At 42.9% G+C, this 12,388-nt stretch carries 10 protein-coding genes; 3 read left to right on the top strand and 7 right to left on the bottom strand.

Annotated elements, in window-relative coordinates:
- Positions 1 to 325: 325 nt before the first annotated feature.
- Entirely contained in the window at positions 326 to 673 is a 348-nt protein-coding gene (locus tag RID09_RS20800; RefSeq protein ID WP_446337824.1) for a hypothetical protein, read from the bottom strand.
- 305 nt (positions 674 to 978) lie between these two features.
- Here RID09_RS20800 and RID09_RS20795 point away from each other — a divergent pair, with 305 nt between their 5' ends.
- Both RID09_RS20795 and RID09_RS20790 read left to right on the top strand, forming a co-directional pair.
- Entirely contained in the window at positions 979 to 1,179 is a 201-nt protein-coding gene (locus tag RID09_RS20795; RefSeq protein ID WP_446337823.1) for a hypothetical protein, read from the top strand.
- Positions 1,180 to 1,259: 80 nt separating this feature from the next.
- Positions 1,260 to 3,620, top strand: coding sequence for a WD40/YVTN/BNR-like repeat-containing protein (locus tag RID09_RS20790; protein ID WP_446337822.1), 2,361 nt, complete (start codon positions 1,260 to 1,262; stop codon positions 3,618 to 3,620).
- 117 nt (positions 3,621 to 3,737) lie between these two features.
- Here RID09_RS20790 and RID09_RS20785 read toward each other — a convergent pair whose 3' ends face one another.
- The 6 genes from RID09_RS20785 to RID09_RS20760 form a co-directional block, all read right to left on the bottom strand.
- Positions 3,738 to 5,333, bottom strand: a complete 1,596-nt coding sequence (locus tag RID09_RS20785; RefSeq protein WP_446337821.1) for a glycosyltransferase family 39 protein — start codon at positions 5,331 to 5,333, stop codon at positions 3,738 to 3,740.
- Positions 5,334 to 5,399: 66 nt separating this feature from the next.
- Positions 5,400 to 6,251: a sulfotransferase family protein gene (locus RID09_RS20780; RefSeq protein WP_446337820.1), complete on the bottom strand. Its 852-nt coding sequence runs from the start codon at positions 6,249 to 6,251 to the stop codon at positions 5,400 to 5,402.
- A gap of 101 nt (positions 6,252 to 6,352) precedes the next feature.
- Positions 6,353 to 7,360: a hypothetical protein gene (locus RID09_RS20775; RefSeq protein ID WP_446337819.1), complete on the bottom strand. Its 1,008-nt coding sequence runs from the start codon at positions 7,358 to 7,360 to the stop codon at positions 6,353 to 6,355.
- Between the two features lie 118 nt (positions 7,361 to 7,478).
- Positions 7,479 to 8,648, bottom strand: coding sequence for a serine/threonine protein kinase (locus RID09_RS20770; protein WP_446337818.1), 1,170 nt, complete (start codon positions 8,646 to 8,648; stop codon positions 7,479 to 7,481).
- Between the two features lie 23 nt (positions 8,649 to 8,671).
- The gene (locus RID09_RS20765; protein WP_446337817.1) at positions 8,672 to 9,691 is read right to left on the bottom strand and encodes a serine/threonine protein kinase; all 1,020 of its coding nucleotides are present in this window, start codon (positions 9,689 to 9,691) and stop codon (positions 8,672 to 8,674) included.
- Between the two features lie 61 nt (positions 9,692 to 9,752).
- Positions 9,753 to 11,150 carry a serine/threonine protein kinase gene (locus tag RID09_RS20760; RefSeq protein WP_446337816.1) on the bottom strand — a complete coding sequence of 466 codons (1,398 nt, stop codon included), beginning with the start codon at positions 11,148 to 11,150 and terminating at the stop codon, positions 9,753 to 9,755.
- A gap of 180 nt (positions 11,151 to 11,330) precedes the next feature.
- Here RID09_RS20760 and RID09_RS20755 point away from each other — a divergent pair, with 180 nt between their 5' ends.
- Entirely contained in the window at positions 11,331 to 11,828 is a 498-nt protein-coding gene (locus RID09_RS20755; RefSeq protein ID WP_446337815.1) for a hypothetical protein, read from the top strand.
- Positions 11,829 to 12,388: the final 560 nt, after the last annotated feature.

The following is a 12,388-nucleotide window of genomic DNA, read 5'->3' as shown; positions in this document are numbered from 1 at the left end:
ATCACTGCCTGCGGAAGGCGGGCGGCTGCCTGTGGACGCCCTTGTAAGACCAAACCAAACATGGGTTTGGAGAGGCATCGACGGATGAAGCGGGAAACTCCGAAGACGAATAAGACCGTCATTGTTTTTAGAAGTTGGAAGCTCCAACTTCAGCGAAGCAAGTTGGGGTACTTCACCCTAAAGGAATACTGTTGTAGAAACCGTCCATGTTTGGTCTCTACATAAATGATGCGTCCTAACCGCTATGGCGATTGCTATAATTTTGCTATGGTGTTGGGTTTCACTATCGTTCAACCCAACCTACTGGACTAGAGCCTTCTGCCTTTTAGTTTTCCTTGAACAGCGAGTTAAACTGGGCTTTGAGCGACGGCATATCTGCGATTCGTGACACCAGTACATTTGCGTTCCCGGCACCCTCTAGACGATCTTTCCAGTAGCGAATCCTATCCGGGTGATTCATCCAAAATTGAATTACAGTATCCACCGCTCTATCCATATCCCATCCTTTCTGAGTCGGAACGGTTTCAACCGATTCTAAGAAGGCGTCCAGGGTACATTGATAGGTTCCTAAGTATTCAACACCTGGGGCGGTGGCTTTTTGACTAACCTGCTGTTGATGATTAAAAAAGTCTAAGACGGGCGAAACGCCTAGGATATCAAATGTATAGTTCATGGGATTCGACCTCTACTTTTACAGCCTTTATCCCCAATAATAATCAAAGCGATTGATTTTAGATTATCATTGTGAACAATTTTATAAAAAATTTATTTAACGGTCGAGGGCAAGTTCAAGTGAGTCGTAAAATTAGCACTCCATGTCATGGAGTGCTAATAAAAACCAGAACAAATTCGGTGGTTTAGCAACAACTAAAAGAGCCAATGAGCAGCAAAAGCTTAATGATGCAAGGGATGGTGCGATCAAACATCACCGCTTTGGAAGTGCGTCGGGAGGGGTCTTTCCCCTAGTTAATTAACCAGGTGAAGTTTCAGGGAAACGCCGTCACACCCTTGTGTCAGATGTATCGTCACTATTTTCGCGATCGCCTCAGAAGTTCATCAGAGATTCGCGATCGCACACTCAAGAATTTGCTACACTTAGATGAAAGTATAATTCTATCCAATTCCATGTTATTATCCAAGGCAGTGATAAGCTATTCAATGGGTAATAGTCGGGGTTGAAAGGGATACCATGAAGCTGAAGAAGGACAAAACTAAGTTTATCCTACTTGACCTTATTGCTTAAAGGACGAATTTTAATTATGAAGAAAATATTGGGTATCTTTATAAAAGAATTCAGGTTTATTTGTCAGAGTATTTGTTTTCTGTTGCTGTTAATTGTCTCGGTTTTATGGATTCATACAGATGTGGCTCATGCCCATCGACCTCACGACGATGTATATCACGTTGAACTATCGCCTACCTATAGTCAAGATCAAACTTTATTTATTACAGTTCGAGGCAACTTACTCAAGTCAACGGATGGAGGCGAGAGTTGGCAAAGGGCATGGAAAGGATTAAATAATCGAGCGAATTTATTTGCTGTATCTGTTTTCCCTGAAAACCCCAAGACTCTATTTGTATCATCTTTAGGGAATGGCATCTATAAATCTCAAAATCAGGGTGTTTCCTGGACTCAGGTGAACCAGGGTTTGGACAATCTAAGTATAGACTTACTTTCGATTTCTCCACAATCTCCAGATATTGTCTTAGCGGCGGGTGAAGAAAAAGGACTTTATAAAACTAAAGATGGTGGAGAGAATTGGTATTCGGTTATCAACAGTGACGCCAAAATCACAGCATTAGGCTTTTCTCCAGCTCAAACTAATCAGGTTTTTGTCGGCGATACTCAAGGAATTGTTTATCTTTCCCAGGATGCCGGTGAGACTTGGAAGCAAATGTCTACTTTGGCGGAGAGTGGCTCTATTACTGCCCTAGCTTTTTCTCCCAATTTTGCTACCGATAATACCGTTTGGATCGGCACGGAAAAGGAGGGTATTTTTAAAACAGAAGATAGTGGCGCTTCTTTCTCAAACGTTAACCAGGGTTTATCCGATCCATCTATTCGAGATATTACTATTGTTTCTAATGGCGAAAAGGATATAACCTTATGGGCGGCGACATGGGATGATGGTGTTTTTTACTCCCAAGATGGTGGAACCGTTTGGCAGAAGTCGAGCAAAGGTTTAACAAAAAGTCCCCAAGCGGATGAACGTCAATTTAGCAAACCTCATTTCAATGACTTAGAATTTTCCAATACCTTTAGCCAGGATAAAACCGTATTTTTGGCTGGGTTTAACGGAATATTTAAATCAAACGATGGGGGTAAAGTTTGGCAAGAACTAGATGCGTTGTCAGCACGGTTGATTGTTGGGCTTGCCATATCACCGGATTATGCCAACGACTCGACAATTGCGGTTGTTAATTATGTCGGAGAAGCCTACATCAGCCAAGACCAAGGGGTGACTTGGCAACCGATGAAGAAGGGGTTAGAAATCCCGCGTTTTACCCAAAGTTTCGAGGAACCTCTGGACGATCCACGCCGATACTTTGATATTGGATTTTCTTCTAATTATAAATCAGACAACACCCTATTTTTGGGGTTATTGAGGGATTATTTTGTTAAATCGACCGATCAGGGTAACCATTGGGAAATTGTTAATTTAAAAAGGGTTCCCGGTAAGTTTGTTCGGGGAACAATCATTGCCGTATCTCCCAATTTTGCTGTCGATCAAACGCTTTATTTATCCACCAATCAAGGGACTATCTATCAGTCAACCGATGCAGGGAGCAGCTTCTCGATTTTACAGAATTTAGACTATCGAGTGACGGCTTTTGTTATCTCACCCAATTTTGCCTCAGACAAAACCCTTTATGCTTCAGGGTTTGACGGAGTATTTAAGAGTGTTGATGCCGGAAAAACGTGGCAAAAGACAACGAATAATATTGACTCCATGGAGAAAAGTTGGCTGGAATTAGCAATTTCGCCGAACTATGCCGTCGATAAAACCCTAATTGCCGGAACAAACCAGGGTCTTTTCAAAACCCAAGATGGCGGTAAAACCTGGATCAAATTCGCCGGGACAACGTATGGAGAAGATGGATACATTGAGGCGGTTGCCCTATCACCCAATTACGCTAATGATCAGACATTTATGATTACTGTAAGAGGAAAAGGAACTTTTCAAACTGTTAATGATGGTGAAACCTTCACTCAGATTGATGATAAACTGTATTTAGCTAGAGTTGATAATGTACCCTCTGCCTCTGTGCCGATTAAGTTTTCCCCGGCTTACGCTGTGGACCAGACGATTTATGGTTTTGGTTCAGTGGCGGCGAAGGTGTTTAAGTCAACGGATGCTGGGAATACCTGGGAAACCATGGCAATACCAAGCCAGGACTATGGTTATAATCCATTCACGTTTTTGAGTCTTGCTCTCTATGTCCATAGCACTAATCTCTTAAAAATCATCGTAGCTGGTGTGATAGCTGTAATCACTTATTTTTTAACGGGGAAACTAGGCTTGGAGAAAAAATTACCGTTGAGTAAACTACAGATCAAAGCAGTTAGTTCGTTTTTGGTATTTGTTGTTTGCTTACTGCTGATTAAGATTTTGTTGTAGGCTTGCGTCTGAACCCGATTTATTAGACTAACTATTATTAGACTAACTAAAGGTTTTGCTTACACCGCTTTTCCCTCCTGCCTCTTCCCCCCTACCACAATACTTCTTCAGCAGCCCCTAATTCTTTTCTAGTTGCCATAGCCAGGGAGCATCCGCCTGATACACAGGTTTTATGGTGTAGTGCTGATTGTTTTCCAGTGTTTCTTTGAGATCATCAGAAGGTTGATACAAGAAGTAATTGCTAAAACCCTCAGCAGGTTTAACTATTTTATCTTTACTGCTCAACTGAAATTTTACGTCAGACTTTAGATCGTAGCTTAATGTCATCACTTTATCCCAACTGACATCAGTGATAACTAGCGGGTTCGTAGCCTGATTGATCAAAACAGCAATATCGGGATTTTGTATATATCTAGAAGGATCATGATTCCACCACAATTTTTTTGGAGAGATATTAGCACAAGACCAAATGCCTATCGAAAATAATGCAACCATAGTAATTTGCCCTAGCTTCTGCTTCCAGTTATTAACTGAAGTAGAGGTTATTCCGATAGTCAGTAAGTATGCAACTGATATGTCAATTACTAAGTAAAAGGGTAAGAGATATCGAGTAGTGCCGGATCGTCTCCCACCTAAAATTAGATCTGGTAGGATGAGGGGGAGTGTTGTACTACCCATCCAAATTAAGATAAATAACCAAATCTGCTTAGAAGTATGACGACAGATAAAATAGATAGAGTATCCAGTCAGAGCCAGAATTGGGATAACAGCGACCAGATAAAAAAATGGATTGACAGATATTACGTATTCAAAGTCAAAACTCAACTTTTGGAAATCTATAAAAATCAGAGTAATATTTTGAAACCAGTTAAACACTAACTCGATAATTCCATGTTCATAAGGTCTGTTTGACCAATCTGTTCTTCCGCGAATTTGATGTAACCTAAGAACAATGATGGCTAGCCATGGAGAAAAAGCGACAATTGCAGCTACAAAGGAAAATAGATATTTTCTAACGATTTCATTAAAATGAAAACGCTCAATAGCAATAACATAAATTCCATGCCCTATAATCAGAAACAAGGAAAAAGGCGATGTATACAATGCCAAGATAGCCGTGAGGGCATAAATCCCCCAACTCATTTTAGTGTTAACTCGCAACGCTCGTAACAGAACCCAGCTTGATAGTAAGCTTGTCAATGTCCACAAACTATAAGGGCGAGCTTCCTGGGCAAAAAGTACATACAAAGGTGAGACAGACATCAAAGCCATTGCTATCCATCCCACAAGTGATGAGTTGAATAATTCTCGGCATAAGAAATACACACAAGGAAAGGCTAGCAAGCTTAACAAAACAGCTAGACTTCTCGTCACGGCGATTGAACTACCGAATAATTGTGCCCACAAACGTGCCATCACAAAATAAAGGGGTGGCAGTTGGGCTTCTTCTTTCGCTAGACCTTTGAGTGTACCAATTATATTTTTTTCCGGATTAGGACTCTGATATTTCCGCAAATCTTGGATACTCAGTATTTGACCGTTGTAGATTTGCTCTTTGACTTCTTGCTCTGTGTATCCCGAAACCCGTAGCAAGGTGAAAACTTCATCTTTCCAGTAAATTTTTTGGGGTAAATTAGCAAATCTAAAAAATACTCCTAATATTAACAATATAGCTATTAATAGATTTAACCATTTCTTGTTAAATAGGTTCATTTTTTTCCTGATCACCTTTTTAATTTTATTGATAGTGCCGATTATCTGATTATAAGAGCATTATACTTAGCTTTCAATCGTGCGGCAATAGTTAGACAAAGTAGCACAACATTCTTCAAAAGAGCGCATACCCTTTTCTTCTAAATCTGGAGCAACTTGAGTTTCGAGTTTTCTCTGTGTTCTAACAATGCGACCGATTTTGATATTTCCTTTATAATCTCCTACATCGCGCATCCCGGTTGTTTTAAGGATTTGATAGTCTTCGGAAAATCCCTGTTTCGTGTCTAGAAAAATTTTCAATGCTTCAAAAACTAAATCCGTATGCTTCAAAAGCTGAGCATGAGTAATAAATAAACTACGTTTTTTGCTATTGATTAGCTTAGCATAATCTTCTAACCTAGATAAGCGTTGAACGTAATAGTCCAGGACTTGTTCCTGATTAAGATGTGGTTTAAGTTCAGCGATACTGGCTAAACTTCTTTTCGGTTCTCTTAACAAAAAAAGACTGTAGACATTTTCTGAAACCAGAAAATTATCATCCAAGAACTTGTTGTTGTGTAAAACTTTGTCCAAGATGTAGGTTTGGTACATACTTAAGCTTTTTATATCTTGGATTTTTCTAAATTCTTGGGCTTGCCAATAAACTTTTAACATTAAACGCTTAAAATCAGCTTCCGAAGTATATTGAATGTGAGTTTCTCCATAGCCGATTATATCAGGGTTAGAATTTAAAATATGAGTTAATAAGGAAGAACCGGATCGCATGTGGCTCAATATGAACAGGATACGATACGGTTTACTTCTACCAACTATAGCGTATGGATCTTGAGGGGTATTGATCCTAAATTGGTGGTAATTTTGAATGATGTCATTCTTTAAAACTCGAATGAATTGACGTATCTTTATAATCTTTTCCATTGGATTTGTATATTTTTCTTAATTGTATAATAAGAGGGAGCAAAAAACTATATGACAACCCATTTGCCTATAGCCCCATCTGTTGAAAAAAGCTAGATCAATTAATAATCTGCTGCTTCAAAATTCAGGAGTTCCGACCATTCATCTAGAACCAGGTCATAGTGACCCGCTTGTCCCTGGGGATACTTCCCTTGCTCGACGAGTTTAATTAGATTAGGCAGTGCTTGGATATAGTCAGAATCATGTTTGGGCGGATGTAACGTCCAGGCTTGAGTTGAGGATAAATCTGCCCGGACAAAACTTGTATCTTCTAGCTTTTTACTCGTCATCGGCTCGAAGGATTCAATCGCACCTTGAATGGGTTTAACCTGGCGGCGTAACTTGCGCTCAACTTTAGCACATAATGATTGAAAGGGCTGAGGTAACTGTCTCGACAGCATCGGGTAATATTTCCACATCAAGGGGATGGGGGCAAGTTGGGCAAAGCGTTTTCGGTCAACGAGGTATGCCCTCATACTAAAAAATTTGTGGGCATAAAAGCCGCGTTCATCTTTGATAAAAGGATTAGGATGAAAGGATTTACCCTCTGGGTGAGGCGGACCACAACGGGGACGTATTGTCGCGATTGTGGGGATTGATGCCATTAACTGTATGGCGTCGCTAATCCAGTCATAATCGGCGTTTTGGTGTAAAAGCATGTCTGCATCAAAATGGAGGTAATGATCCGTGGCGGATGCTTCTATACAGTACAGCGAGGCATAAACAGTTGAACCTTTCCAATTGTGTGTATGGTTGAGCATCTGCTGGGCTTGCTCAGTACCAAAATACTTTTGATAGACGTTTTTAATTTGTGCTGGACTATAATCTATCTTGACGATTTTGTCGATGAACCCTTGGTCAATGAGAGTTTGGCAGGCTAATTCCAATTGTTGTTGAGTTCCTGTATTGTATCGATGACGCTTATCTCCACTCAGCGGCGCTGTATCCATTGCCAAAACCCGTTCGGTAAAGGGGTAATGACAGGTGCGAATCAAATGGGGAATCGTTTGTAGCATGTAAGGTACATCTGTTCTAGCTACAAGCACCCATAGTGACACTGGAACATTCATCAGCCTCCTCCCCCATCGTTTTCTACGTTGGAAATTATTGGCTTAATTTTAACTGGTTTATTTGGGGTCTGTTGAATAATCCCTCGTATTCATAGCCAGGATAGATTAATACCTAATTCTAATCAAGCAAACTGGCTAACAGTGCTAGATACATCCATGCCATAGGTATACCAATAAACAGTCCGGCAATCGTCCAGCCGCGTTGATGGGCTTTGAATTGCTCAATGCTGCGCCATTTTCTACTTTTCCAAGCCCATTCATTCCCCTTTGCACCTAACATGATTGCCATTAACCATCCCACTTGGGGGACTAATGCCAACAGTCCAATCCAAACTTTATTGGTGAGGGGCCACAAGTAGGGCATGAAAAACGCACCCCAATTCCAGCCTTTGATTTCATCGGGGACAGGGATTAAGGCGTCAAATAAACCGCCACAGCCTGAATTGTTAATAAAGGCGGTGGGAGTCGCTTGAATAGAATGGCGCATTGTCTTACCCGATTCCAGGGCGTTGAGCGCAGCAGCAGCACTTTTAAATCGCTGTTCTAGTGCGGGTTCGGTTAGGGTTTGCATCCAACTGACTAGACTGGGATTGAGGTTCACTCGGTCTTCAAAGCAAATGCGTAAATTCCGTTGGGGCAAATCAGCCGGGGCTGTACCTGTGAGCAGATGAATCAGCGTCGCGCCGAGGGCATAGAGATCAGAGGAGGGAACTGCCCGACCGCCAAACTGTTCCATGGGAGCATAGCCATAAGTTCCCACTACGGTAAATGTAGCACCTTCTGTGGTTGCTCGATCCTGCACCGCACCAAAATCGACTAAATAGATATGCCCATCCTCACCCCAAATCACATTGCTGGGCTTGATATCGCGATGGAGTACGGCGGGATTAAGTTGATGCAGAAACTGGAGAATGTGCAGGAGTTCGCGGGCAATTTTACGGATATCGGCTTCAATAAATCGCTGACCCTGACTCATCAAGGTTTTCAGGGAAACGCCAGGAATATAGTCTTGCACTAAGCCGAACCACAGCGATCGCTCATTGATGTGAAAATAGTCTCTATACTTGGGTATGCGGGGATGCTTTAGCTGTTTGAGGATCTGTGCTTCCCGTTCAAATAGCCGTAAATCGTCCCATTGCACCTCACCGCCAAAGGTTAAGAGTTTCACAATCACGGGTTGAGGCACAGATAGGGTTATATCATCTGCCAGCCAGGTTTGACGCCGAGGATTGTCACCGAGTTTTTGCTTAAGTTGATAGCGATCGCGTAAGATCTGTTGGTGTAGCATATCGCCTTGGATTAGTTAAAGACTTATGTCTCTAATCTAACCCTTACCTGGGTGCGGTTCATCAAACTCACATCATCTTTGGCGTCCACGGGTTGGGTTTGTCTGGTTCCCAAAAAATTGGGCAAAATCAGACCGAGCGCAATACTGGCAATGATCAACTGGAGTAAGGTCAAGCCAGCTATACGACCATAACGCACGCGATCGCGCGATGACTGCGCCAGATTTCTCTGTGAGTCTCTACCTGATTTTAAACTCAATAGCCCTTGACGCGCCCCAATAAACCGTCGTTCTGGTGCCGGTTCTGTCAGACGTGCCAACCATTGGGAAAAATGGGGAGTGAGATTGACACAATGGCTAAATTGTAAGCGCATCTGATGTTGGGGTAAATCAGCCGGTGCTATTCCCGTTAACAAATGAATTAATGTCGCCCCTAATCCATAGAGATCCGAGGCGGGAACCACTTTTCCCCAAAGTTGTTCTGGTGGTGCATAGCCACTGGTTCCCACTACTGTAAATGTTACACCTTCTGCTGTTGCTCGGTCTTGTACGGCACCAAAATCAACCAGATAAATCTGTCCATCCTGACCTAAAATTAAATTACTCGGTTTAATATCACGGTGAAATACAGGGGGCGAGAGTTCATGCATATAAATAAGAATCTCTAAAATACTCTCGGCAATTTGACAAACGTCCGCTTCTGTAAATCGTTTTCCCTGATCTAATAGCGTTTGCAAAGAGTCCCCAGGAATATAGTCTTGGACTAAGCCAAACCAAGGTAACCCCTCGCCCAGTTGCTTTTCGATGGTAAAGGAACCGCGATAATCGGGAATTCGGAGATGATTAAGATGCTGAAGAACTTGCGTTTCTCGTTCAAATAGCTTTAACTCATCCCAATGCATCTGAGGATTAAACGCTAACAGCTTCACCACGACGGGTTGCGGCGGTGACAGGCAAATATCTTGGGCTAACCAAGTTTGACGCCCTGCATTTTGTCCTAATTTTTTTTCGAGTTGATAACGTTGTGCTAACAGTTGTTTTATCATTTGTCATTCCTTATTAGATAGGAAACAGGGAATTGATAATTGATAATTGATAATTGATAATTCAGAAAAGCCATCCTTGAAGTTCCTGAACTAGCCAGCGCCGCTCGTTTTCGGTTAAGGTTTCACCGAAGGAATAGGAAATCATCCAATTTTCGAGCCGGATCTCTGTAAAGGGAATCAATTGGATGCTTTTGATGTCAGCAACTTGACCGATATGACGCTGATAGGTTAACCCAAACAGTTCTCGTTCAATAATGAAATGTTCTTGAGTCAAGTCAAGACAATAACACCCGAACAGATGACGCAAATTATAGGCGACTTCATCTTGCACTTTGCCTAACTCCTGGTTGGTATCCCGCCAGAGCCATCCCATAAACGCAACTAGGGGGAGCAGGACAAGAAATAACGTGCCATTCTGGGATAAGGTGGAAAATAGTCCGATGCCTAATCCTAAAAAGATTAACCCGAATAGTAATAAAAGCGGGAGTGAACAAGCCGTGAGCAGTAAGTCACCCCCTAGTTTGAGAATATCCAGGAGCGATCGCTTGGGTTGGGGAATTTTCAGGCTAAGCTGCTGGGGTGATTTCTTCAGCTGAACGCGGCTACCCTTAGGTTGAGGTAGATTAGTTAGGGAACGTTGGGGATAACGATGGTGATTCAGCGCTAAGAGCGCCTCAGCCGCGCTCCTAAATCGCTCGTCTAAATCTGGTGCACTCAAGGCGTCTATCCAACGAATCAACTGGGGATCAACCGAAACGCGATCGCTCCATTGAATCCGTAAATCTTGTTGGGGTAAGTCAGCTGGGGTAATCCCAGTGAGTAAATGAATTAAGGTTGCGCCTAAAGCGTACAAATCCGAGGCGGGTACAGCCTTTCCCCAAAACTGTTCCAAGGGAGTATAGCCCGTCGTTCCCACCACCGTAAACGTTACCCCTTCTGTCACCGCCCGATTTTGCACCGCACCAAAATCGACCAGATATATTTGCCCATCATCCGCCAAAATTAAGTTACTGGGTTTGATATCCCGATGTAGCACCGGAGGCTGTAAGCCATGCAAATAACTTAGAATCTCTAACACCGATTCAGCAATACCCTTCACTTGCTCTTGGCTGAACCGTTTCCCTTGATCTAATAATTGCCGTAAGCAAGTCCCCGGAATGCATTGTTGGACTAATCCGAACCAATACAAGCCCTCTCCTACCTGACTATCCAAAGAAAAATAATCCCGATAGCGGGGAATTTGAGGATGGGTTAGCTGTTGGAGAACCTGGGCTTCGCGTTCAAACAACTTAAACTCATCCCACTGCATCTGAGGGTTAAATGCCAACAGCTTAACAATCACCGATTCTGGCGGGGATACAGAATGGTCAAACGCCAACCAGGTTTGGCGTCCAGGGTTATTGCCAAAGGGATGGTGAAGGTGATAGCGATCGCATAAGACCTGTTGTGCTTGCAGCATTTCCCGTGTAAGTCCTGATCAAGCCTATTTCTCTAATTTAACCGTATTCCTATCGGTTCATCCTCTCTCAGGAGATTATCAAAATCGCCCCTACTGGCAACTATTTTATCCCTCATTTACTTGAAAACCGCTGCAAATCGGCTATCCTAACCTAGGATATCGTTCACCAGAAAACCCACTATGAACAGGAAAAATCGCGTTAGCAGTCGTCATTTTTGGCAAATGTGTGCTAGTCAGCTAGTTACAGCGAGTTTATTCACCCTAGCCTTTCCTACTACTCCGGTGAGTGCTGGTGTCGATCAGTTTCAAATCTGCGCCGCAGAACTCTTGCGTGCGGGTATCTCTAGGGAAAATGCAGCAAGAACTTGTGCTGAGGCGCTTTATCCCAAGGATTTATCTTTGTGTGTCCTGAAAATCGAGGAGTTAACGCCAGTTGCTGCTGATGAAGCCTTATTTGCTTGTATGCGCGTCCGGCGTCCCCAGGAATTGGCAAGCTGTATGGTTAATATTAACCAGCGTACTCAAGGCTCTGATCCACTCTTGGTGCTAGCAAACTGTCGCAGCACTATTCGCCCCTTGCGTTTTTCCGAATGCGTAATTGGTTTGAGTCGCGAAATTGATTTTTCTTTGCCAAGTGCGCTAGCCACCTGTATTGATGCTGAGGATTTTCCCCGTTAACGTAGTCGCGGAAGTCCTCACCCTCAACCAAGTAGGGTGAGGATGGACAGCGGAAAATCGGAGGTACGGAGATTTTCAAATTGTACTGGTTAAATGTAATTTTTTAGTGTTAAAATGACAGCAACCCTCCTAGGTCTACCTTCTAAGGCATGGGAAGACAGATGGTCGATGCTCGGTGTGATAGAGATGTAGTCCTTGCGCGTTAATGAACTCGACCACCGTTCGCTTTTATGGCGTCCTCCAAAAGAATAGCGCAAGATGCCATTAGGCATTATTCGGTTAGCACTCTAACCATAAACCGCTCGCAACCAAGCGGACTGACAAAATATCACTGTCTGCGGAAGGCGGACGGCTGCCTGTTGACGCTGAGTAAGACCATCACGCCTATTGAGTTCTGGACTTTCTACTCTTAGAAATTAGGAAGTACCCAACGTGGCATCGACGGATGAAACGGGAAATCCCGTTCGCGTAAGCGTGGCGTAAGCCAAGACGAATAAGACCGTCCTTGTTTAGCTAAGTTGGAAGCCCCAAATAAGAGCGAAGCAAGTTGGGGTACTTCA

It is taken from the genome of Coleofasciculus sp. G1-WW12-02, assembly GCF_040219735.1.
GTDB lineage: Bacteria > Cyanobacteriota > Cyanobacteriia > Cyanobacteriales > Coleofasciculaceae > Coleofasciculus.
The sequence above is the reverse complement of the archived record's forward strand: the minus strand, read 5'-3'. Positions and strand labels throughout refer to the sequence as shown.